21 protein-coding genes are annotated in these 23,248 nt (G+C 59.9%); 10 read left to right on the top strand and 11 right to left on the bottom strand.

Going from position 1 to position 23,248, the window contains the following annotated elements; all coding sequences use genetic code 11:
* Window positions 1-200: 200 nt before the first annotated feature.
* From betA to betI, 3 genes are read right to left on the bottom strand one after another with little or no spacing between them, the layout of a single operon-like run.
* Window positions 201-1,880 carry a choline dehydrogenase gene (gene betA / locus ACR42C_RS05925; RefSeq protein WP_232935908.1) on the bottom strand — a complete coding sequence of 560 codons (1,680 nt, stop codon included), beginning with the start codon at window positions 1,878-1,880 and terminating at the stop codon, window positions 201-203.
* 13 nt (window positions 1,881-1,893) lie between these two features.
* Window positions 1,894-3,366 carry a betaine-aldehyde dehydrogenase gene (gene betB / locus ACR42C_RS05930; RefSeq protein ID WP_320721084.1) on the bottom strand — a complete coding sequence of 491 codons (1,473 nt, stop codon included), beginning with the start codon at window positions 3,364-3,366 and terminating at the stop codon, window positions 1,894-1,896.
* Window positions 3,367-3,379: 13 nt separating this feature from the next.
* The gene (betI, locus tag ACR42C_RS05935) at window positions 3,380-3,967 is read right to left on the bottom strand and encodes a transcriptional regulator BetI (RefSeq protein WP_116341295.1); all 588 of its coding nucleotides are present in this window, start codon (window positions 3,965-3,967) and stop codon (window positions 3,380-3,382) included.
* 128 nt (window positions 3,968-4,095) lie between these two features.
* On the opposite strand from betI, the gene betT reads away from it, so the two are divergent.
* From betT to nadS, 3 genes are all read left to right on the top strand, one after another.
* Window positions 4,096-6,129, top strand: a complete 2,034-nt coding sequence (gene betT / locus ACR42C_RS05940) for a choline BCCT transporter BetT (protein WP_029741651.1) — start codon at window positions 4,096-4,098, stop codon at window positions 6,127-6,129.
* A 138-nt stretch (window positions 6,130-6,267) separates the two neighbouring features.
* Window positions 6,268-6,543 carry an addiction module toxin RelE gene (locus ACR42C_RS05945; RefSeq protein WP_316380802.1) on the top strand — a complete coding sequence of 92 codons (276 nt, stop codon included), beginning with the start codon at window positions 6,268-6,270 and terminating at the stop codon, window positions 6,541-6,543.
* A gap of 2 nt (window positions 6,544-6,545) precedes the next feature.
* Window positions 6,546-6,830 carry a NadS family protein gene (gene nadS / locus ACR42C_RS05950; RefSeq protein ID WP_316380739.1) on the top strand — a complete coding sequence of 95 codons (285 nt, stop codon included), beginning with the start codon at window positions 6,546-6,548 and terminating at the stop codon, window positions 6,828-6,830.
* Between the two features lie 141 nt (window positions 6,831-6,971).
* Here nadS and ACR42C_RS05955 read toward each other — a convergent pair whose 3' ends face one another.
* Genes ACR42C_RS05955 through ACR42C_RS05965 form a run of 3 tightly spaced genes read right to left on the bottom strand, consistent with a single transcriptional unit; the run spans window position 6,972 to window position 8,376 of the window.
* A complete protein-coding gene (locus ACR42C_RS05955) occupies window positions 6,972-7,463 on the bottom strand; it encodes an Hcp family type VI secretion system effector (protein WP_316380738.1) in 492 nt (163 codons plus the stop codon).
* Entirely contained in the window at window positions 7,463-7,819 is a 357-nt protein-coding gene (locus ACR42C_RS05960) for a putative T6SS immunity periplasmic lipoprotein (protein WP_316380737.1), read from the bottom strand. Before ACR42C_RS05960 ends, ACR42C_RS05955 begins: the two co-directional genes overlap by 1 nt.
* Window positions 7,816-8,376, bottom strand: a complete 561-nt coding sequence (locus tag ACR42C_RS05965) for a type IV secretion protein Rhs (protein ID WP_320721085.1) — start codon at window positions 8,374-8,376, stop codon at window positions 7,816-7,818. Before ACR42C_RS05965 ends, ACR42C_RS05960 begins: the two co-directional genes overlap by 4 nt.
* 212 nt (window positions 8,377-8,588) lie before the next feature.
* Between ACR42C_RS05965 and ACR42C_RS05970 the strand changes: the two genes are divergently transcribed.
* From ACR42C_RS05970 to ACR42C_RS05985, 4 genes are read left to right on the top strand one after another with little or no spacing between them, the layout of a single operon-like run.
* Window positions 8,589-9,500, top strand: a complete 912-nt coding sequence (locus ACR42C_RS05970) for a metal ABC transporter substrate-binding protein (RefSeq protein WP_479984882.1) — start codon at window positions 8,589-8,591, stop codon at window positions 9,498-9,500.
* Window positions 9,501-9,502: 2 nt separating this feature from the next.
* Window positions 9,503-10,309, top strand: coding sequence for an iron/manganese ABC transporter ATP-binding protein SitB (gene sitB, locus ACR42C_RS05975; RefSeq protein ID WP_116341291.1), 807 nt, complete (start codon window positions 9,503-9,505; stop codon window positions 10,307-10,309).
* Entirely contained in the window at window positions 10,306-11,154 is an 849-nt protein-coding gene (gene sitC / locus ACR42C_RS05980) for an iron/manganese ABC transporter permease subunit SitC (protein ID WP_316380734.1), read from the top strand. The genes sitB and sitC overlap by 4 nt, the downstream gene beginning before the upstream one ends.
* Window positions 11,151-11,993 (top strand): metal ABC transporter permease, encoded by an 843-nt coding sequence (locus ACR42C_RS05985; protein ID WP_316380733.1) that lies wholly within the window; start codon window positions 11,151-11,153, stop codon window positions 11,991-11,993. Before sitC ends, ACR42C_RS05985 begins: the two co-directional genes overlap by 4 nt.
* On the opposite strand, the gene entD is transcribed toward ACR42C_RS05985, so the two are convergent.
* The gene (gene entD, locus ACR42C_RS05990) at window positions 11,944-12,618 is read right to left on the bottom strand and encodes an enterobactin synthase subunit EntD (protein ID WP_316380732.1); all 675 of its coding nucleotides are present in this window, start codon (window positions 12,616-12,618) and stop codon (window positions 11,944-11,946) included. The two genes, ACR42C_RS05985 and entD, sit on opposite strands and share 50 nt — an antisense overlap.
* A gap of 61 nt (window positions 12,619-12,679) precedes the next feature.
* The gene (locus ACR42C_RS05995) at window positions 12,680-14,920 is read right to left on the bottom strand and encodes a TonB-dependent siderophore receptor (RefSeq protein WP_479984883.1); all 2,241 of its coding nucleotides are present in this window, start codon (window positions 14,918-14,920) and stop codon (window positions 12,680-12,682) included.
* Window positions 14,921-15,066: 146 nt separating this feature from the next.
* On the opposite strand from ACR42C_RS05995, the gene fes reads away from it, so the two are divergent.
* From fes to entF, 3 genes are read left to right on the top strand one after another with little or no spacing between them, the layout of a single operon-like run.
* Complete coding sequence (gene fes, locus ACR42C_RS06000) at window positions 15,067-16,263, top strand: enterochelin esterase (RefSeq protein WP_479984884.1); 1,197 nt, start codon at window positions 15,067-15,069, stop codon at window positions 16,261-16,263.
* Window positions 16,264-16,273: 10 nt separating this feature from the next.
* Window positions 16,274-16,486, top strand: coding sequence for an MbtH family protein (locus ACR42C_RS06005; RefSeq protein WP_166710396.1), 213 nt, complete (start codon window positions 16,274-16,276; stop codon window positions 16,484-16,486).
* Window positions 16,483-20,340 (top strand): enterobactin non-ribosomal peptide synthetase EntF, encoded by a 3,858-nt coding sequence (gene entF / locus ACR42C_RS06010; RefSeq protein ID WP_479984885.1) that lies wholly within the window; start codon window positions 16,483-16,485, stop codon window positions 20,338-20,340. Before ACR42C_RS06005 ends, entF begins: the two co-directional genes overlap by 4 nt.
* A gap of 87 nt (window positions 20,341-20,427) precedes the next feature.
* On the opposite strand, the gene fepC is transcribed toward entF, so the two are convergent.
* The 3 genes from fepC to fepD are packed head-to-tail and all read right to left on the bottom strand — an operon-like array spanning window position 20,428 to window position 23,212.
* Entirely contained in the window at window positions 20,428-21,222 is a 795-nt protein-coding gene (gene fepC, locus ACR42C_RS06015; RefSeq protein ID WP_163330495.1) for an iron-enterobactin ABC transporter ATP-binding protein, read from the bottom strand.
* On the bottom strand, window positions 21,219-22,208 hold the full coding sequence (gene fepG, locus ACR42C_RS06020) for an iron-enterobactin ABC transporter permease (protein WP_320721157.1): 990 nt from the start codon (window positions 22,206-22,208) through the stop codon (window positions 21,219-21,221). Before fepG ends, fepC begins: the two co-directional genes overlap by 4 nt.
* A complete protein-coding gene (gene fepD, locus ACR42C_RS06025) occupies window positions 22,208-23,212 on the bottom strand; it encodes a Fe(3+)-siderophore ABC transporter permease (RefSeq protein ID WP_479984886.1) in 1,005 nt (334 codons plus the stop codon). Before fepD ends, fepG begins: the two co-directional genes overlap by 1 nt.
* Window positions 23,213-23,248 lie beyond the last annotated feature (36 nt).

Raw genomic sequence — 23,248 nt, forward strand, 5'->3', positions numbered from 1 at the left:
TTTCAGGTTTAAATATATTGTATATTTCGAATGGAAAGACATTCGATTAAACTTAGTTGAATTGCGGGAGCAGTGTCAACAGACTTTTAAATAAACAAATTAATTGCAGGGTAATATTTATTTCTTATAGGTATCGAAAAATATTATCGTAATGAAGGGATGTATTGAAAACCCTCTCGTTTTACGGAGAGGGCAGAATATTAAACGTTCTGTAATGCCTGACGAACCGGCGCGCCGTTCGCCACGTAATACGCCGCCGTGCTCTTCGCCAGCGGCTCGCGCCCGCGAATGGCATCCGCAATTTTCTCGCCGATCATAATCGTGGTGGCGTTCAGGTTGCCGGTAATAATCTGCGGCATAATCGACGCATCCACCACGCGTAGCCCTTCCAGCCCGTGAACGCGGCCTTCGCCGTCGACCACCGCCATCTCGTCGTAGCCCATCTTGCAGGTGCCGCACGGGTGGAACGCGGTTTCCGCGTGGTTACGCACGAACTCGTCCAGCTGCTCGTCGGTCTGGCACTCGACGCCCGGGCTGATTTCGCGGCCGCGGTACTTGTCCAGCGCGGGCTGGTGCATGATCTCGCGGGTGATGCGGATCGCGTCGCGGAACTCCTGCCAGTCCTGCTCGTGGGACATATAGTTGAACAGGATCGCAGGATGCTGGTGCGGATCGCGGGATTTAATCCGCACGTGCCCGCGGCTCGGCGAGCGCATCGATCCGACGTGGCACTGGAAGCCGTGCTCTTTTACCGCGTTCGAGCCGTTGTAGTTAATCGCTACCGGCAGGAAGTGGTACTGAATGTTCGGCCATTCGAACTCCTCGCGGCTGCGGATAAACCCGCCCGCTTCGAAGTGGTTGCTCGCCCCTACGCCGGTGCCGCCAAACAGCCATTCGGCGCCAATCTTCGGCTGGTTCCACCACTGCAGGGCAGGGTAGAGGGAGACCGGCTCTTTGCACTCGTACTGAAGGTACATCTCCAGGTGATCCTGGAGATTTTCGCCCACGCCGGGCAGGTCGTGCACCAGCGGAATATCAAACTGCTTCAGCAGGTCCGCGCTGCCCACGCCGGAGCGCTGGAGGATCTGCGGGGAAGCAATGGCCCCTGCGCACAGCAGCACCTCTTTGATCGCCGTCGCGTTGGACGGAATAGTGCTTTCACCCTCCAGCCACTCGACGCCCACGGCGCGCTTGCCGTCGAACAGAATGCGATCGGTCGTGGCGTGGGTGCGGATGGTCAGGTTCGGGCGCTGTTTTGCCTGGTCCAGATAGCCGCGTGCGGTGCTGGCGCGTCGGCCCTGCGGCGTGACCGTGCGGTCCATCGGGCCGAAGCCTTCCTGCTGGTAGCCGTTGAGATCCTCGGTGCGCGGATAGCCCGCCTGCACGCCAGCCTCCACCATCGCCTCAAACAGCGGGTTCACGCCCGGCTTCGAGGTGGTAACGCTCACCGGACCGTCGCCGCCGTGGTAGTCATTCGGGCCCACGTCGCGCGTCTCTGCCTTGCGGTAGTAGGGCAGGCAGTTGAGGTAGCTCCAGTGCTCCAGGCCCGGCTCTTTCGCCCAGTGGTCGAGATCCATCGCGTTACCGCGGATGTAGCACATGCCGTTGATCAGCGACGAGCCGCCCAGCCCTTTACCGCGTCCGCACTCCATGCGGCGGTTGTTCATGTACGGCTCTGGCTCGGTTTCGTACGCCCAGTTGTAGCGCTTGCCCTGCAAAGGGAACGCCAGCGCGGCGGGCATCTGGGTGCGGAAGTCAAAGCGGTAATCCGGCCCGCCCGCCTCAAGCAGCAGGACGGTGGTGTTCGGATCTTCAGTCAGTCGCGTTGCCAGGACGTTGCCGGCAGAGCCGGCCCCGATAATGATGTAGTCAAATTGCAAATAAACCTCCCGGTTAAAATATGGACTGGAATTTACCCATCTCAACCTGGATGGACTTCACCTGGGTGTAGCTCTGCAGCGTCATCACACCGTTCTCGCGGCCAATGCCGGAGTGTTTGTAGCCGCCGACCGGCATCTCTGCGGCGGATTCACCCCAGGTGTTGATCCAGCAGATGCCCGCTTCGAGCTGATGAATAGCGCTGTGGGCGCGGTTCAGGTCGGCAGTGACGATGCCCGCCGCCAGCCCGTAGTCGGTGTCGTTGGCGCGGCGAATGGCTTCTTCATCGGTTTCATAGGTGAGGATGGACATCACCGGGCCGAAGATCTCTTCGCGCACGATGGTCATCTCGTCGGTGCAGTCGGTGAACACGGTCGGGGCGACCCACGCGCCGTTGTCAAAGCCGTCGCCCTTCAGCACGTCGCCGCCGCACAGCACGTGGGCGCCTTCCTCTTTGCCTTTGGCGATGTAGCGCATCACGCTGTCGCGGTGCGGGAAGCTGACCATCGGGCCGAAGTTGGTACGTTCATCGAACAGATCGCCTGCGCGGATGCGGCCCACGCGCTCAACGATTTTCTGCTCAAACGTTGCTTTAAACTTCGCGGGCACGAACACGCGGGTGCCGTTGGTGCACACCTGGCCGGAGCTGAAAAAGTTCGCCATCATGGCGATGTCTGCCGCGAGATCCAGATCCGCATCGTCAAAAATAATCAGCGGGGATTTGCCGCCCAGCTCCATCGTCACCTCTTTCAGGGACGAGGCCGCCGAGTTGGCCATCACCTTTTTGCCGCTGGCGACGCCGCCGGTGAAGGAGACTTTCGCGATGCCAGGATGCTCGGTCAGGTACTGGCCGGTTTCCGCGCCCACGCCCGGCAGGACGTTAAACACGCCGTCCGGCAGGCCCGCTTCGGTGTAGATCTCCGCAAGCTTCAGGGCGGTGAGCGGCGTCACTTCGCTTGGCTTGAAGATCATCGCGTTGCCTGCCGCCAGCGCCGGGGCCGATTTCCACAGGGCGATCTGGATCGGGTAGTTCCACGCGCCGATGCCCGCCACCACGCCCAGCGGCTCGCGGCGGGTGTAGACGAACGAGGTGTCGCGCAGCGGGATCTGGCTGCCTTCCAGCGCCGGGATCAGCCCAGCGTAGTACTCCAGCACATCCGCGCCGGTGACGATATCGACGGTTGAGGTTTCGGAATACGCTTTACCGGTGTCGAGGGTTTCCAGTTTCGCCAGATCGTCGTTGCGTTCGCGCAGGATGTCGACGGCGCGTCGCAGAATGCGCGAGCGCTCCATGGCGGTCATTGCCGCCCAGATTTTTTGCCCGCGTTTTGCGCTTTCCACGGCGCGGTCGACATCTTCTCGCCCGGCGGCCTGTACGCTCGCCAGAACTTCACCGTTGACCGGGTTGATGGTCTCGAAGGTGCGACCGCTGGTGGCGGATGTATAACCACCATTGATATAAAGCTGCTGTTCTGCCATTCGGGACATAAATTCTCCTCGGTTATTCGGTCGGTAAATGCTGGCTGATAAAGTGGCTGGTGAGCGACTGCGCCAGGGTTTTGTCCAGCGGCTTGCCGCTCAGCGCGGCGCGCAGCCACAGCCCGTCGATCAGCGCCGCGAGCCCGTAGCCCGCCTCTTCAGCCTGTTCACGCGGCAGCTCGCGGCGGAACTCGTACACCAGGTTTGAGAGCAGGCGGCGGCTGCTGACCTGCTGCAGGCGATAGAGCATCGGCTGGTGCATGCTGCTTGCCCAGAAGGCCAGCCAGGCCTTCATCGCCGCGCCGCTGACCTGGGTTTCATCGAAGTTGCCGCTGACAATCGCCTGCAGGCGCTGCTCCGCGCTGCCGCCCGGCAGGGCGTGTAAACGGCTCAATACCGCGTCGCGCAGCTGGCCGGTAATGTCGCGCATGGTCGCTTCCAGCAGGCCGTTTTTGTCTTTGAAATAGTGACTGATGATCCCCGTGGACACGCCCGCCCGACGGGCGATTTGCGCGATGGTCGCATCGTGCATGCCCACTTCATTAATTGCTTCCAGCGTGGCGTCGATAAGCTGCCTGCGCCGGATCGGCTGCATCCCCACTTTGGGCATTTTTGCCACTCCATTCATCAGCGTTGGTTATATATTAAAGCGGTTTTTGATTGGACGTTCAATATAAAATGTGTCTTAATTGTTGCGGATTTGGATTTTAATAGTTACAAAAACAGTGAGGATACTGGATGACAGACCTTTCACAGGACAGAGAAAAAGACAAAATCAACCCGGTCGTTTTTTATACTTCCGCCGGGCTGATTTTGTTGTTTTCCCTGACGACGATCTTCTTTCGCGATTTTTCTGCCGAGTGGATTGGGCGCACCCTGAACTGGGTGTCGAAGACCTTCGGCTGGTACTACCTGCTGGCGGCGACGCTCTACATTGTTTTCGTGGTTTGCATTGCCTGTTCGCGCTTTGGGTCAGTGAAGCTCGGGCCAGAGCAGTCCAAGCCCGAGTTCAGCCTGCTGAGCTGGGCCGCGATGCTGTTTGCCGCGGGCATCGGCATCGACCTGATGTTCTTCTCCGTGGCGGAACCGGTCACGCAGTATATGCAACCGCCGGAAGGGGCAGGGCAGACGATGGAGGCCGCGCGCCAGGCCATGGTCTGGACGCTGTTCCACTACGGCCTGACGGGCTGGTCGATGTATGCCCTGATGGGCATGGCGCTCGGATACTTTAGCTATCGTTATAATTTGCCCCTTACCATCCGCTCCGCGCTGTATCCGATTTTCGGTAAAAAAATTAACGGCCCGATTGGCCACAGCGTTGATATCGCGGCGGTGATCGGCACCATCTTTGGTATCGCCACCACGCTCGGGATTGGCGTGGTGCAGCTCAACTACGGGCTGAGCGTGCTGTTTGACATCCCGGACTCGATGGCGGCCAAAGCGGCGCTGATTGCGCTCTCCGTTATTATCGCCACCATTTCGGTGACCTCAGGCGTCGATAAGGGCATCCGCGTGCTCTCCGAGCTGAACGTGGCGCTGGCGCTGGGGCTTATCCTGTTCGTGCTGTTTATGGGCGACACCTCGTTCCTGCTCAATGCCTTAGTGCTTAACGTGGGCGACTACGTAAACCGCTTTATGGGCATGACGCTGAACAGCTTCGCCTTCGACCGTCCGGTGGAGTGGATGAACAACTGGACGCTGTTCTTCTGGGCGTGGTGGGTGGCGTGGTCGCCGTTTGTTGGCCTGTTCCTGGCGCGTATTTCGCGCGGGCGCACCATCCGCCAGTTCGTGATGGGCACGCTGATTATTCCGTTCACCTTTACCCTGCTGTGGCTGTCGATTTTCGGCAACAGCGCGCTGCACGAGATCATCCACGGCAACGCGACCTTCGCACAGGAAGCGATGGCGCACCCGGAGCGCGGCTTCTACAGCCTGCTGGCGCAGTACCCGGCGTTTACCTTTAGCGCCTCCGTGGCGACCATCACCGGCTTGCTGTTCTACGTCACCTCAGCGGATTCCGGCGCGCTGGTGCTGGGCAACTTCACCTCGAAGCTCAAGGACATCAACAGCGATGCGCCGAACTGGCTGCGCATCTTCTGGTCCGTCGCCATCGGCCTGCTGACGCTCGGCATGCTGATGACCAACGGCATTTCGGCGCTGCAGAACACCACGGTGATCATGGGCCTGCCGTTCAGCTTCGTCATCTTCTTCGTGATGGCCGGGCTGTATAAATCGCTCAAGGTGGAAGACTACCGCCGCGTCAGCGCGAGCCGCGACACCGCGCCGCGTCCGATGGGTGCGCAGGACAGGCTGAGCTGGAAGAAACGCCTGTCGCGCCTGATGAACTACCCTGGCACGCGCTACACCAAACAGATGATGGAGACGGTCTGCTTCCCCGCTATGGAAGAGGTGGCACAGGAGCTGAAGCTGCGTGGTGCTTACGTGGAGCTGAAAAACCTGCCGCCGGAGGAGGGCGAGACCCTGGGGCACCTGGATCTGCTGGTGCACATGGGCGACGAGCAGAACTTTGTCTATCAGATCTGGCCGCAGCAGTACTCGGTCCCCGGTTTTACCTACCGGGCGCGCAGCGGGAAATCGACCTACTACCGGCTGGAGACCTTCCTGCTGGAGGGGAGCCAGGGGAATGATTTGATGGATTACAGCAAGGAGCAGGTGATAACGGATATTCTGGACCAGTATGAACGGCACCTGAACTTTATCCATCTGCACAGGGAAGCGCCGGGGAATAGCGTGATGTTCCCGGATGTTTAAACGGATTCTTAAAATACCTTTAAGCTGTATATAAATACAGTTATTTGGCGCAGTATTACTCAAGGAAGAGTAACCATGCAGCAAGAGCCTGGTGCTGAAGCATTCGGGCTTTTGCTGCGTTTAGGGAAGGAACTATGGATGAGTCATGCGATAGAGTTTATCGAAACATCACTCTTTACCCGACAGATTAAAAGCATTGCTACGGATGATGAATTAAAGGATCTGCAAAAGGAACTCATTGCCTGGCCTGATAAAGGCGATCTTATCATGGCCTATCCAAAATGCATAAAGGACAGCCTGACAGAAGCAGAGAAAGTAGAACTTAAAAAGCTGACTTCTGTTCTGAAAAATACGGCTTCCAATGCCGTAAATGAAAGGTGTACTATGTACCCCAATCAGGCAGGTGGAGGCTGATAATGAGTATCTTTGATGAATTAAAATCTTCGCTTGAAGAGGCCGTTGAGATCCATAGCGGAAGGAAAGCCGCTTCCAGAGTAACCCGCTATGAAGTTGCAGATGTGCGCGCAATCAGAGAGCAGCTCAATATCACGCAAAGTGAGATGGCGAAGGCGCTTGGCACTAGCGTCGATACGATAAAAAGCTGGGAGTCCAAACGCCGTAACCCAACCGGACTTGCGGCGAAGGTACTTAATGTGATTCAGGCGAATCCTGCGTTTTATAAGGCACTTGCCGGGCAGTAAGCAACCCTTTATGCCGGGTGGCGCTGCGCTTACCCGGCCTACAAAACCACTTTTCCGCAGGCCTGATAAGCGAAGCGCCATCAGGCTTTGAATGTGGATTGGGACTGTAGGGCAATATTTTCTTCATGTAAAATTTTCATCTTATTTTTCTTTTTGCGCGGGTTTCATCCATGCATCGCCATAAAGAATATTGCCTTTCGCATAATTCCACTGAATACCCCGGAATCTAAGTCCAACCACTTCATGCATATTCGGCGCTGAGCTGCCCGGGTAATAGACATGCGTGAAGTCTAGGGATGAGATCACCACGCTATCAAGCGTAATGGTGTAGATCTCTCTTTCTGCTCCCGCTTCAACAATTTCATAATATTTGATAATGGCTTTTTGCAGGCGTCTGCCCTCGCAGGCGGCAACGGCAAGATAAGGACTCACTTTATCTAATTGCTTATGCAGAGTAACCGGGCCATGCTGCCGTGTTCCGGTCATATTTCCGGTATGACTGTCCACTGCCTGCTTTATGCCGTAACTGCTGTTCATGATTTCAATAGCACCTTCCCGGCCTGGCATCAAACAATCGCCCTGAATGAGCATTCCATTCTCATCATAGAGAAATAAGTAAGCGGGTAATGACATTATAATCCTCCCAGATTAGTTAGTTGCCCGTCGTTATCGATAAAAAACTCATGTTCATAATCTGCGCCATTCAGGCCATAGTTGATTACGTAGGTGTATCCATATTTCCAATTGATATCTATGCAATTATCAGGGTAGTTAAGATTCAATTGTTTCCTTCCGGAACCAGTGACGATGGTTATATCGCTACCTTCACTAGAGTAAATTGTATAATAATTAAGTTTGTCTTTTTTATTTACGCTAAAACAGAGATAATCTCCATTAATATACGTGGCTCTGGGATATGGTGCACGTTTGCCTCCCGGACAGCCCGTCAGTAAAATGCATAAACTAAGTAAGGTAATTATTTTTTTCATCCAGGAAAACCTCTCAAAATTGTTTGGTATTTCTGAAGAAGATAATAAATAGTCTCATTCCGGTTAAAATCACGATATTCAAATAAATGCTCATTGTTTGTTAAACCATGGTATTTCAATAACCAATAGTCACTTACTATTGATGCCTGTTGCTCTAAACCATAATGCAATAGATCTGCTTTATCTAAGCTGTATGAATAATCAGCAATGCCAGAAAATAATCCCCTGGTTCTGACAAACATACCTTTTTGCGTCTGCCAGACGTGCATCATTTCATGCATGAATCGATGCTGTTTTCGGAGGCTTTTCTCTAACGAAAAATCCGGCGAATACGTTTCCTCTCTGTACCACATTTCCCCGTTGGGACTCATCGCCACATCAACCGGTTGCAAATTAAAAGGAAGATAACTTTCCCTGTGCACCCAAACCCGATGATAGCGAATGCTGTAACCGTAAAGCGTCTTCGCCAGAGCGATTTCACCAACAGTGAGCTGTCGGACCCCTCCCGGATTAATCGGGGTTCCCGATGTGGGATGAATTCTTTCATTAACCGGCATGTCAATTCCACTTATTTAATATGGGTATTGACCATAAATCATACTCTTGACCGTGAGAGAAAAAAGAACGCACTTTTCCTAAAACTTCTCCTGCTCGCCCTTCATTGACATAACTTTAATGATAACTATTTTCATTAAAATATAGCCTATGCTATACCTTATAGCACGGGCTAATTTTGCTTTGAATTTAAACACCTCTGGAGACTTCTGCAATGCACCCACTGCAAGGATTGAAGCGTCTGTTGCTCGGCGCGCTGCTCATGACTGCGACCACTACCGGCGCGCTGGCGGTTGAAAAGTTTCAGGTCATCACCACCTTTACCGTTATCGCCGATATGGCGAAAAATGTGGCGGGTGAGGCCGCAGACGTGACGTCCATTACCAAGCCGGGCGCTGAAATCCACGAGTATCAGCCCACCCCGGGCGATATCAAACGCGCGCAGAAGGCGCAGTTGATCCTGGCGAACGGCATGAATCTGGAACTGTGGTTCCAGCGTTTTTATCAGCACCTGAACGGCGTGCCGGAGGTGATTGTCACCAAAGGTATTACCCCGATGGGGATTGGCGAAGGGCCGTATAACGGCAAGCCCAACCCGCACGCGTGGATGTCGCCGGACAACGCCCTGATTTACGTTGATAACATCCGCGACGCGCTGGTGAAGTACGATCCGGCCAACGCGCAGACGTACCAGCGCAACGCCGAAGCCTACAAGCAGAAGATCACCGCCACTCTCGAACCGCTGCGTAAGCAGGTCGCGGAGATCCCGGAAGACAAACGCTGGATGGTAACCAGCGAAGGGGCATTCTCTTATCTGGCGCGGGATCTGGGCATGAAAGAGCTCTACCTGTGGCCGATCAACGCCGATCAGCAGGGCACGCCCCAGCAGGTGCGCAAGGTGATCGACCTGGTGAAAAAACATCACATCCCTGCGGTGTTCAGCGAAAGCACGGTCTCGGATAAGCCCGCCCGTCAGGTGGCGCGTGAAACCGGCGCCCATTACGGCGGCGTGCTGTACGTTGACTCCCTGAGCGCGGAAAACGGCCCGGTGCCGACCTATATCGATCTGCTGAACGTCACCACCCGCACGCTGGTGCAGGGCATCCGTGACGGCATGAAGGAGTAACCATGCACAAGGGGATTGTTGTCACAGACGTGACCGTGACCTACCGCAACGGCCACACGGCGCTGCGCGATGCGTCGTTCAGCGTGCCGGGCGGATCGATTGCCGCGCTGGTGGGGGTGAACGGTTCAGGCAAGTCCACGCTGTTTAAGGCGGTGATGGGCTTTGTGCGGGCGGCGAGCGGCACTATCACCATTCTGGGGCTGCCGCCTCACCGGGCGCTGCGTCAGAATCTGGTCGCCTACGTGCCGCAGTCGGAAGAGGTTGACTGGTCGTTTCCGGTGCTGGTTGAAGACGTGGTGATGATGGGCCGCTACGGCCATATGGGTTTCCTGCGCCGACCTAAGGCGCGTGACAGGCAAATAGTGACCGACGCCCTGAAGCGCGTGGATATGCTCGAGCTGCGCCATCGGCAGATTGGCGAGCTCTCCGGCGGGCAGAAGAAGCGCGTGTTTCTGGCGCGGGCGATTGCCCAGCAGGGCGAGGTGATCCTGCTCGACGAGCCGTTTACCGGCGTGGACGTCAAAACCGAAGCCAGGATCATCACCCTGCTGCGGGAGCTGCGCGACGAGGGCAAAACCATGCTTGTCTCGACCCACAATTTAGGTTCAGTCACAGAGTTTTGCGATTACACGGTGATGGTCAAGGGCACCGTGCTGGCGAGCGGCCCGACGGACACCACCTTCACCGCCGAGAACCTTGAGCGCGCCTTCAGCGGCGTGCTGCGCCACGTGGTGCTCAGCGGCTCGGAAGATCGCATTATTACCGACGACGAACGGCCGTTTGTGACCCACCGACAGGAGGCCAAATGAACGCGCTTCTCGAACCCTTCGGCTACGAGTACATGCTCAACGCGATGTGGGTCTCGGCGATGGTGGGCGGGCTGTGCGCGTTTCTCTCCTGCTATCTGATGCTCAAAGGCTGGTCGCTGATCGGCGATGCGCTCTCGCACTCCATCGTGCCGGGCGTGGCGGGAGCGTACATGCTCGGGCTGCCGTTCTCGCTGGGGGCGTTCCTGTCGGGCGGGCTGGCGGCGGGGAGCATGCTGTTTCTCAACCAGCGTAGCCGCCTGAAAGAGGACGCCATCATCGGGCTGATCTTCTCCTCCTTTTTCGGGCTCGGGCTGTTTATGGTCTCGCTCAACCCGACCTCGGTGAATATTCAGACCATCGTGCTCGGCAATATTCTCGCCATCGCCCCGGAAGATATCGTCCAGCTGGCGATTATCGGCGCGGTGTCGATGGTTATCCTGCTGTTCAAATGGAAAGATCTGATGGTGACCTTTTTTGATGAGAACCACGCCCGCGCCATCGGCCTGCGTCCTGAACGTCTGAAGATCCTCTTCTTTACCCTGCTGGCGGTCTCCACCGTGGCGGCGCTGCAAACCGTCGGGGCGTTTCTGGTGATCTGTCTGGTGGTCACCCCCGGCGCGACCGCGTGGCTGCTCACCGACCGCTTCCCGCGCCTGCTGATGATTGCCGTCGCCATTGGCAGCATCACCAGCTTCCTCGGCGCGTGGGCCAGCTATTATCTGGACGGCGCCACCGGCGGCATTATTGTCGTCGCCCAGACGCTGCTGTTCCTGCTGGCGTTCGTCTTTGCGCCGAAGCACGGTCTGCTCGCCAGCCGCCGTCGCGCGCGGGAGGCACACCCATGATGGCAATCCTCCTTGAACCTTTCCAGTTTGCGTTTATGACTAACGCGCTGCTGATTTCACTCCTGGTGGCCGTGCCCTGCGCGCTGCTGTCCGTTTTCCTGGTGCTGAAAGGCTGGGCGCTGATGGGCGACGCCATGAGCCACGCGGTGTTTCCCGGCGTCGTGCTGGCCTGGATAATGGGCCTGCCGCTGGCGCTGGGTGCGTTCGTGGCCGGTCTGTTCTGCGCGGTTGCCACCGGCTACCTGAAGGACAACAGCCGCATCAAGCAGGATACGGTCATGGGGATCGTCTTTTCCGGCATGTTCGGCGCTGGCCTAATCCTCTATATCGCCGTCAAGCCAGAGGTGCATCTCGACCACATTTTGTTCGGCGATATGCTGGGCATTAACGGGATGGACATTCTGCAAAGCGGGATCGTGGCGGGGCTGATCGCGCTGGTGATTGGCCTGAAGTGGCGGGACTTTCTGCTGTTCTGCTTTGACTATCAGCAGGCTCAGGCGAGCGGCCTGCGCACCCGCTGGCTCCACTATGGTTTACTGTGCATGGTGTCGCTGACCATCGTGGCGACGCTGAAGGCGGTGGGGATTATTCTGTCGATTTCACTGCTGATCGCGCCCGGCGCGGTAGCGGTGCTCATCACCCGGCGCTTCCACATGGCGCTGCTGGTGGCGGTCGCCGTTTCAGCCATCGTGTCGGTTAGCGGCGTGTATGCCTCGTTTTATCTCGACAGCGCGCCTGCACCGACCATTGTGGTGCTGTTCGCGGCGGTGTTTATCGTGACGTTTGGGGTTACCAGCGTGAAGGCCCGTCGGCAGGAGAGCGTGACAGCAGGGCGATAGCTTGCTCGCCCTGCTGCTGCCAGTGCAGGGTGAAGGTGGCGCCTTCGTTAAAGCCTGCCAGTTGACGGGTCAAGGCCAGCGTAAGCGTCTTATCGTCGAGCATGGTGACGCGGGCGCTGTCAAATCCCATCCAGGCCTGAACCCGCGGAAAGAGGGCCTTGAACAGGCTCTCTTTGGCGCTGAACGCCAGCGTCAGGGCGAGGGCAAACGGGTATCCCGAGTGGGAAAGCACGCGCTCTTCCCGGGCATCAATGACGCCGTCTTTAATTTCTCTGGCTTCATTTTCGGGCAGGATGGTTTCGCAGTCGATGCCGATAAGCGCGAGTCTGTCGCGAACCACCACCGCCATGGCCTGCGTGCCGCTGTGGGTGATGCTGCCGGAAACGCCCTCCGGCCAGAGCGGTTCCCCGCTGGGGCCGATCGCGGGAATGGTGCGATCGTTCAATGCGTGCGCGGCAGCGATGCGTCCGGCGAGATGGTCGGCCTTGCGCTTGCGTCCTGCGTCAGCGAGCTGTGCGTGATGGGGGAGCCAGAGGAGATCGGCGTCGGTGAAGGTGGCGGGGTCGAAGGTAATGCGGTGGAGGGTGTGGCCGGCGAGAGAATAAGTGCTGTGGGTGGTGTGCATGGTTTTCCCCTCACCCTGACCCTCTCCCCGGAGGGGAGAGGGAAGGATTGACTTCAGTGCCTTAAAAACGCGTATTCACGCTCATGTACCAGGTGCGACCCGGTTCATTATACGTATACGCACCCGCACCGTACATATACGCACCGGTGGTGGCATTTCCGGTCGTCTGGGCATTACCCGCGCGCCACTGACGCTTGTCGAAGACGTTGTCCACGCCGCCGGTCAGGCTGACGTTTTTGGTCATGTCCCAGGTCGCGCTCAGGCCAACGATGCTGTACGGGCTGATTTCGTCTTTCTCAGACCCGGTAACCGGCTGGCCTTTGTAGTTGTACTTCTTCGGCTGCTGCTTGCCGTACCAGGTAAAGGTCGACTGGAGCGAGACGTCCTGATGCACCTGCCAGCTCAGGGTTGAGTTCAGGGTGTACTCCGGAATGATCGACAAACGGTCGCCGGTCTCCTTGTTCTTGCTCTGCAGCATCCAGGTGATGTTGTTGGTCCAGTTAATCGTGTCGCTGACCGGCACGTTCAGGGAGCCTTCCAGACCTTCCACCACCGCCTTCGGCACGTTTTCCCACTGGTAGATGTCCGTCTGCACTTTACCGGACGAGGTGTGACCGATTGGCGCGTAGCCCGCTTCAATCTTGTCGCGGTAGTCGTTGCGGAACCAGGTCACACCCGCCAGCCAGCCGTCGCGTTTCCACTCCAGGCCAATCTCTTTGTTGATGCTGGTTTCGGCTTTCAGGTCGTCGTTGCCCATCATGTAGCAGCCCACGCCGTCAGAGCTTGCGTAGCAGCCCTGGCCTTTGCTGTAGAGCAGGTAGTTCGGGTTGGTCTGGTACAGGCTCGGCGCTTTGTAGGCGCGCGCGATCCCCATCTTCAGCGTGAAGTCATCCCCCAGAGCCTGCGACAGGTTAAGTGACGGGCTCCAGTTGTTGCCGACGATGGTGTGATGGTCGAAGCGCAGGGCAGGGGTCAGCATGGTGCTGTCGGTCAGCTCCATGTTGTTTTCGGCGAAAAGGGAGAAAATCTCCGCCGAGGTGTACGGGCTGCGGTCGTTGCTCATGCCCGGAATGGTGCCGCCCTGCAGGGTTTGCGAGAAGGAGGTGGAGTCCTTCATGCGCTGCTGGTTCCACTCGGTACCCAGAGTCAGGTTCTGGTTGACGAGGAAATCGATCGGCAGGTTGATTTCGCTGTGCAGCATCACGTCGGCCAGGTCGGTGTCGGTGAATTTATCGCTGTTGAACAGGCCTTCCGTACCGCCCGCCAGCCCTTCGCCCAGGCGGGAGTTGCGGGTGTGTTCGTACTGCGCCCAGTTGCTGGTGGTAATGCCGTTGTCCCAGCCGCCGTTCCAGGTCACCGCGAAGTTCTGGCGATAAATACGGTTAGTCTCTTTGCCGTAGTTTTTCTTCACCAGCGCGCTGTCGTTGTTGGTGTTCTGCGTATCGCCCGCGTAGAGGTTGTTCTGGCGGCTGTAGCCCGCCTCAAACTCCAGAGACTGCATCGGCGCGAAGTCCCAGCGCACCACGCCGTTGATGTCTTTGTTCTCCACGCCTTCACGTCCCGCAGGGAGGGTGTTGGCGTAAGCGCCGGTACGCTCAGACTGGTGGCCCTGGTTGATGTCCCACGCGTCGGCCTGGGTCTTATCCAGGTTACCGAACATGCGGAAGCTGAAGTCACCGCCCAGCGGGCCGCTGAGGCTGAAGTTGGTGCGTTTGGTGGAACCCTCGTCCTTGTGTTCAGGCGCGTTCAGGTAGGTGTTCCAGGAGCCGTGCCACTGGTCGTCGAATTTTTTGGTGATGATGTTCACCACGCCGCCTGCCGCGCCGTTACCGTAGCGTGCGGCGGCCGGGCCTCGAATGACCTCAATGCGCTCGATCATCTCCGGCGGCACCCAGCCGGTATCGCCGCGCGTATCGCGCTCGCCGCGCCAGCCCAGACGGATGGAGTTACGGCTGGTGACCGGCTTGCCGTCGATCATGATAAGGGTGTTTTCCGGGCCCATGCCGCGAATGTCAATCTGGCGGTTGTTCCCACGCTGGCCGCTGGTGGAGTTCCCGGTGAGGTTAACGCCCGGCATGGTGCGGATGATTTCCGCCACGTCGCGCGCGGGCGGGTTTTTGCGGATCTCGTCGGCGGTGATGGTAGAAACCCCGGGCGCCTGCAGGTTCTGCTCGGCGGCGGTGATCACCATGGTGTCTTCGTGCTGCGCGGAGGCGGTGTTGTCGTCTGCCATGGCGGGCAGCGCGACACCATAAATCCCTAAATTGACCAGCAAGGCCAGAGAGTGAATCTTCTTATTCATTGTACGTCCCGCTTTTATGGTTATTTAATGAACGCGCTTCCCACAGCGCGGGCATTACGCTATTGCAAATGCAAATAGTTATCAATAATATTATCAATAAAATTTGTCCTGAAACAAAAAAGTCTGTTAAACATGGGGTTATAAGGGTGACGGCGTTAACAACCGGAAGTGAAGCGTGGTGGCAGTCCAAAAACGGGCCGGAATGGAAGCCTGAACAAGGGAAATATCGCGTCAACTTCTGGTGGCGTGACCCGGCAGGAACGCAGAAAACGTCGACAATCAAACGCGTTTGGCTCTACGTTACCGGCGTAACCGACCATCATCAGAATGCCCGCCCGCAATCTCTTGAACGCGTTCCGGATACCGACGTCTGGCAGTGGCAGGGCGAGTTCAGCCCGGAATGGCGCGGCAGCTACTGTTTTATCCCCTCCGTAAATGAAAACGATTTTGCCGATACCGTGTTTGAAGGCCAGCAGCCGGACCGCATGGCGCTGCGCGAAGGCTGGCGCAGGCTGCTGCCGCACGCGGTTTCCGACCCGCTGAATCCGCAGAGCTGGCGCGGCGGGCGCGGTCATGCCGTCTCGGCGCTGGAGATGCCGGAAGCGCCCGTTCAGCCCGGCTGGAATCAGCCCAAAACGCCCTTCAAGGCGCCGATCTGCATTGAATGGGAAAGCGCGCGCCTGAAAAACCGCCGTCGCGTCTGGATTTTCACCACCGGGGATGACGGCCCGGAACGTCCGCTGGCGGTGCTGCTCGACGGGCAGTTCTGGGCCGAAAGCATGCCCGTCTGGCCCGCGCTGGCGTCACTTACCACCGAGCGCAAACTGCCGCCTGCGGTCTACGTATTAATTGATGCGATCGACATGGAACATCGCAGCCGCGAATTGCCCTGTAATCCCGATTTCTGGCTGGCGGTGCAGGAAGAACTTCTCCCTCATGTAAAACAGCTCGCGCCCTTCAGCGACCGCGCTGACCGTACCGTGGTCGCGGGCCAGAGCTTTGGCGGCCTCTCTTCGCTTTATGCTGGCCTCAACTGGCCGCAGCGCTTTGGCTGCATCCTCAGCCAGTCCGGATCCTACTGGTGGCCGCACCGCGGCGGGCAGCAGGACGGGCTGCTCATCGAACAGCTTAAAGCGGGTGAAAAAAACGCACGCGGGCTGCGCATCGTCCTTGAGGCCGGGCGCAACGAGCCGCTTATCTTCCGCGCGAACCAGGCGATTTACGCCGAACTCCGCGCGCAGCAGGTTTACTGGCGTCAGGTTGACGGCGGACACGACGCGCTTTGCTGGCGCGGTGGGCTGACGCAGGGGCTAATGACCCTCTGGCAGCCGCTTATTCAATAACGGAGTCTGTATGGAATTCAGCAATCCTTTCGATAATCCGCAGGGACAGTTCGCCATTTTGCAAAATGACCAGGGCCAGTACAGCCTGTGGCCGCAGCAGTGCGAACTGCCCGCAGGCTGGCGCGTGGTGTGCGAGGCACAGTCTCAGGAGGCGTGCCAGCAGTGGCTGGCCGAACGCTGGCGCACGCTTGAACCGTCCCATTTTGCGGAGGGGAGCGCATGAACCGTCTACCTCTCGTCGCCGCCCAGCCGGGTATCTGGATGGCGGAACAGCTTTCCTCCCTGCCAAACGCCTGGAGCGTGGCGCACTACACCGAGCTGAAAGGCGATATCGACGCGCCGTTGCTGGCTAAAGCCATCGCTGAAGGCATGATGCAGGCCGATACCCTGCGCATGCGCTTTGCCGAAGATAACGGCGATGTATGGCAGTGGGTGGATGACACCGTCATTTTGCCGGAGCCACCTGTCGTTCGCGTTGATTCTCACGACGCCGCCGTGGCGCTGATGGAGGCCGATCTCAATCAAAACCTGCGCGTCGAGAGCGGCCAGCCGCTGGCGTTTCACCAGCTGATTCAGGTGGGTGAAAGCCACTGGTACTGGTATCAGCGCTATCACCATCTGGTGGTGGATGGCTTCAGCTTCCCGGCCATTACCCGGCAGATCGCCGCGATTTACGCCGCGTGGAAGAAGGGTGACCCGACGCCCGCATCCCCGTTTACGCCGTTTGCCGAAGTGGTGGAGGAGTACCAGCGCTACCGTCAAAGCGAGGCGTATCAGCGCGACGGCGCCTTCTGGGCAGAGCAGCGCAGGCAGCTTCCTTCTCCGGTCTCGCTCTCTTCCGCGCCGCTGCCGGGACGCGCCGCCACCACCGATATCCTGCGCCTGAAAATTGCAACGGACGCTCGCGCCTTTAGCCAGCTTGCGCAGGCGGCAGGTCAGGCGCAGCGCACCGATCTGGCCCTTGCGCTGGTGGCGCTGTGGCTGGGCCGCCTGACCGGGCGGCTGGATTACGCCGCCGGGTTTATCTTTATGCGCCGCATGGGCTCCGCCGCGCTGACCGCGACCGGACCGGTGCTCAACGTCCTGCCGCTGGCGGTGAATATTAACCCGCAGGAGAGCCTGCCCGCGCTGGCGCTGCGCCTGGCGAACCAGCTGAAAAAAATGCGCCGCCATCAGCGCTACGACGCCGAGCAGATCGTGCGCGACGGCGGGCGCGCCGCAGGCGACGAAGCGTTATTTGGCCCGGTGCTGAACGTCAAGGTATTCGATTATCAGCTGGATATCGACGGCGTGGAGGCCATCACCCACACGCTGGCAACCGGCCCGGTGAACGATCTGGAGCTGGCGCTGTTCCCGGACGAGCAGGGTGGCCTGAGTATTGAGATCCTCGCCAATAAACAGCGTTACGATGAAGTGACGCTCACCCGCCACGTCGCGCGTCTGAACGCGATGCTGCTGCAGTTTGCGGCCAACCCGGACCTGCGCTGTGGCGAAGTGGAAACCGTTTCAGAGCAGGAATATCAGCAGCTGGCTCGCATCAACGATACCGGGCTGGCGCTGCCGTCCACCACGCTGGCGGATCTGGTGGCGGAGCAGGCGAGCAAAACGCCGGACGCCCCCGCGCTGGCGGACGCGCATATTGAGCTTAGCTATCGTGAGATGCGCGAGCAGGTGATCGCGCTGGCAAACCTGCTGCGCGCGCGCGGCGTGAAGCCGGGCGACAGCGTGGCGGTGGCACTCCCGCGCTCGGTGTTCCTGACCCTGGCGCTGCACGGCATCGTTGAGGCCGGTGCCGCGTGGCTGCCGCTCGACACCGGCTACCCGGACGACCGCCTGCGGATGATGCTGGAAGATGCCAAACCTTCGTTGCTCATTACTACCGACGAACAGCGTTCGCGCTTTAGCGATCTGCCGATTACGGCATTTAGTTACAACACACTGTTACCGGCTGCGGAGGTGGAACCGCTGCGCCTGGCCAGGCCGGAGCAGACGGCGTACATCATCTTTACCTCCGGCTCGACGGGGCGCCCGAAAGGGGTCATGGTCGGCCATACCGCCATCGTTAACCGCCTGAAGTGGATGCAGGATCACTACCCGCTGGACGCGACGGACGTGGTGGCGCAGAAAACGCCGTGCAGCTTTGACGTATCGGTGTGGGAGTTCTGGTGGCCGTTTATCGCCGGGGCGAAGCTGGTGATGGCAGAGCCGGACGCGCACCGCGATCCGCAGGCGATGCAGGGCTTCTTCGCGCAGTACGGCGTGACCACCACCCACTTCGTGCCGTCGATGCTGGCGGCCTTTGTCGCCTCGCTGACGCCGGAAAACGCTGCGTGCTGCAAAACCCTTAAGCAGGTGTTCTGCAGCGGCGAAGCGCTGCCGACCGAGCTGTGCCGCGAGTGGGAGCAGTTAACCCATGCGCCGCTGCATAACCTCTATGGCCCAACGGAAGCGGCGGTGGACGTCAGCTGGTATCCGGCTTATGGTCCCGAGCTGGCGGCGGTGGAGGGCAACAGCGTGCCGATCGGCTTCCCGGTGTGGAACACGGGGCTGCGCATTCTGGACGCGATGATGCGCCCGGTGCCGTTTGGCGTGGCGGGGGATCTGTATCTCACCGGCATTCAGCTGGCACAGGGGTATCTGGGCCGTCCGGACCTCACCGCCAGCCGCTTTATTGCCGACCCGTTCGCTCCCGGCGAGCGGATGTATCGTACCGGTGACGTCGCCCGCTGGCTGGACAACGGGGCGGTGGAATATCTCGGCCGCAGCGACGATCAGTTAAAAATCCGCGGCCAGCGCATCGAGCTGGGCGAAATCGACCGGGCGATGCTCGCGCTGCCGGACGTGGCCCAGGCCGTCGCCCACGCCTGCGTGTTCAACCAGGCGGCGGCGACGGGAGGCGATGCCCGCCAGCTGGTGGGGTATGTGGTCTCCGAATCCGGTTTACCGCTGGACCGCGACGCGCTGCTGGAATCGCTCAAAGCCCAATTGCCGCCGCATATGGTGCCGGTGGTGCTGCTGCAAATCAGCACGCTGCCGCTCAGCGCCAACGGCAAGCTCGACCGCAAGGCGCTGCCGCTGCCGGAGCTGACCAGCAAAACCTCCGGCCGCGCGCCGGAGACGGAAACCGAAACCGCCGTCGCGCAGGCGTTCTCCGCCCTGCTGGGCTGTGAGGTCAACGATATCGAAGCCGACTTCTTTACCCTCGGCGGACACTCGCTGCTGGCGATGCGCCTGACGGCGCAGCTTAGCCGCGTGTTCGAGCGCAAGGTGACGCCGGGGCAGATTATGGTCGCCTCGACGGTGAGCAAGCTTAGCGCGCTGCTGGATTCACAGATGAGCGACGAGCAGGCGCAGCGTCTGGGCTATGAAACCCTTCTGCCGCTGCGCGAAGGCAGCGGCCCGACGCTGTTCTGCTTCCATCCTGCGTCCGGCTTTGCCTGGCAGTTTAGCGTGCTGGCGCGCTACCTCAGCCCGCGCTGGTCAATTACCGGCATTCAGTCTCCTCGACCAGAGGGGCCGATGCAGCAGTGTGCGGATCTGGATGGGGTGATTGAGCATCACCTGAATACGTTGCGTAAGCAGCAGCCACAGGGGCCATATTATCTGTTCGGCTATTCTCTCGGCGGCACGCTGGCGCAGGGCATTGCCGCCCGTCTGCGCGAGCTGGGTGAAGAGGTGGCCTTCCTCGGCCTGCTGGACACCTGGCCGCCGGAAACCCAGAACTGGGCGGAGAAAGAGGCCAACGGCCTCGACCCGGAGGTGTTGGCGGAAATTGAGCGCGAGCGCCAGGCGTTTATCGCCGCGCAGCAGGGGCAGGGCTCCAGCGAGCTGTTTAACGCTATCGAAGGCAACTACGCCGACGCGGTACGGCTGCTCACCTCGGCGCACAGCGCGCGGTTTGACGGCAAAGCGACGCTTTTTGTCGCCGAGCGGACGCGAACGATGAATCCGCAGGTCGCGTGGGCGCCGTGGGTGAGCGAACTGGAGGTGTACAGCCAGGACTGCACCCACGTGGATATCATTTCACCGAAGGCGTTTGAGAAAATTGGGCCAGTGTTGAAGGATATATTGGGGTAACGTCAAAAGCGCCGGGTGGCGGCTACGCCTTACCCGGCCTACGGGAGCCGAGTGTAGGCCGGGTAAGGCGTAGCCGCCACCCGGCAATTACCGCCGACCTAACGGCACCACCAGCGGCGTGCCCGCTACCGGATCGTCAATAATCATGCAGCGCATGCCGTAGATCCTCTCGATCAGATCCGGCGTCACAATCTCTTTCGGCGCGCCCTGCGCCACAATCTCACCGTCTCGCAGGGCAATCAGATGCGTGGCGTAGCGGCACGCCTGGTTTAAGTCGTGCAGCACCGCCGCCAGGGTATACCCCTGAGTGCGGTTCAGCTCGCTCAGTAGCTCCAGCAGGTCAATCTGATGGCTGATGTCGAGCCAGGTCGTCGGCTCGTCCAGCAACATGATGGAGGTCTCCTGCGCCAGCACCATCGCGATCCACGCGCGCTGACGCTGCCCGCCGGAGAGTGTGTCCACGCTTTGCCGGGCGAGATCGGTAATTCCCGTCGCCTGCATCGCGCGGTTCACCGCCTCGTCGTCCTCTTTGCGCCAGCGGGTAAACAGCGGCTGGTGCGGATAGCGCCCGCGCGAGACCAGCTCCTGCACCGTGATGTCTCCCGGCGTGGTGGCGTTTTGCGCCAGCAGCCCGATGCGCCTGGCCACCTCTTTGCTGGCGAAGCGCTGGATCTGCTCCCCGTCGAGGAACACGCTGCCCTCAGCCGGCGTCATCAGGCGGCTCAGCGTGCGCAGCAGGGTCGATTTACCGCAGCCGTTCGGCCCGATAATCGCGGTAAAGTGGCCGTCCGGAATGGCAACGGATAAGTCACGGGCAATGATTTTTTTGCCGTAGCCGAGGGTGAGGTTTTCGCCGCGCAAGCGGGTGGTTGAATCTGTCATTTCTTGCGTGACTCCTGAACGAGCAAGACGATGAGGTAAATCCCGCCGAGGCTGACGGTCACTACGCCCACCGGCAGTTGATAAGGCATAAACAGCCGCTGGGCGCAGAGATCGGCGGCCAGCAGCAGCAGCGCACCGCACAGCGCCGCCTGGGTTAAGCCCCAGCGCGCCGTCCCGCTAAGGCGGCGGGCGATGTGTGGTGCCACGAGGGCGATAAACGAGATCGGCCCGGCAATCGCGGTGGAGGCGGCGGTCAGCAGTACGGCGACCAGCATCAGCATCAGGCGCGAGCGCTCGACGCCCACGCCCAGCGCGCAGGCGCTGTCGTCGCCCATCTCCAGCAGACGCATACGCCGCACCAGCAGCAGCGCGCCGATAAACATCAGCACAATCAGCGGCGCGGCGGGCCAGGTTTTGCCCCACGTCAGGCCGTTGAGGGAGCCGGCGTACCACAGCCCGGCGGAGAGCGCGGTTTCCAGCGAGGCCTGCAGTAAAAGCCAGGTGTTAAAGGCCATCAGCATGGCGCGGATGCCGATCCCGATGACGATCAGGCGGAAGGTGTCGATGCCGTTGCGCCAGGCCAGCGCCCAGATCAGTAAGGACGTCAGAATGCCGCCCGCCATCGCCGTAAAGGTAATCGCCGTCAGGTGCTGACCAAACAGCACCATCGCCACCAGCACGCCGCTCCAGGCCCCGGTATTGAGGCCCATCACGTCCGGGCTGCCGAGCGGGTTGCGCATCAGCGACTGGAATATCGCACCGCTCACGCCGAGCGCCGCGCCGACCAGAATCGCCATCGCCACGCGCGGCAGTCGCCACTCCGTCACCACCATGGTGATATTGCGCGGCGCGCTGCCGAGCAGGGCGTTAACCACCTGAGTAAAGTCGAGCGACACCGCGCCGCTGCGCAGGCTCCAGACCGCCAGCAGCAGAATGGCGAGAAGCAGCAGCGAGACACTGGTCAGTAAACGGCGGGACGGGGCCATCATGCGCCACCTCCGCGTTTACGACGAACCAGGAAGATCAGCACCGGCGCGCCGATAAAGGCGCTGACCACCGAGACGCGCAGCTCGCCGGGCACCAGCAGGCGGCCCAGCACGTCGGCAAACAGCAGCAGGGCAGGGGTCGCCAGCAGCGTCACCGGCAGCGACCAGCGGTGATCCGCCCCTACCAGCCAGCGCGCCATGTGCGGCATCATCAGACCGATAAAGGCGATCGGGCCGACCACGGCGGTCGCGCTGCCGCAGAGTACGGTGATGGCGAGCAGACCAATCAGCTGCGTGCGCGCCACCCGATTGCCGAGGGCGGTGGCGGTGTCGCTGCCGAGGCTCAGGCTGTTGAGCGATCGGCTCAAAAACAGCGTCACGGCGGCAGCGATAGCGACCGGGATCGCCACCACTTTCAGCGTGTCGAGGGTGCGGATATCCAGCGAGCCAGCCTGCCAGAAGCGCAGCTGGTCGTAGACGTCCGGGTTGAGCAGGGCGATGCCGTTGGACAAGCCTTCCAGCACCGCCGCGAGCGCCACGCCCGCAAGCGTCAGGCGTACCGGACTCAGCTGCCCGCCGCCCTGGCTCCCGGTAAAGGCGACGACCAGCGAGGCGGCCAGCGCGCCGCAGAAGGCCATCACCAGCTGTTCGGTGGGCGACGTCAACCCGAACAGCGCCGCGCCGAGCACGATGGCAAAGCTGGCGCCGGAGTTGACGCCGAGAATGCCGGGGTCCGCCAGCGGGTTGCGGGTAAGGGTTTGCATCAGGGCACCGGCAAGGCCAAGCGCGCCACCCGCCAGCAGCCCGGCAAGCGTGCGTGGCAGTCGGGCGTCGAGCACGATAATGCAGTCTGCGCTCTGGCAGGTGCCGGTAAGCGCATCAACGATAACGGACGCGGGCAGCGGCTTCGCGCCGATCAGCAGGCTGAGTGCAACCGCAAGGCTCAGGAGCAGCAGTAAAACGGGCGCGGCAGCGGCGCGCACCGCAGAAGAGGAAAACGACATAGCAACATCCATGATTTGATAATGATAGTGATTATC

Source organism: Enterobacter sp. MG-EB028 (assembly GCF_056673305.1).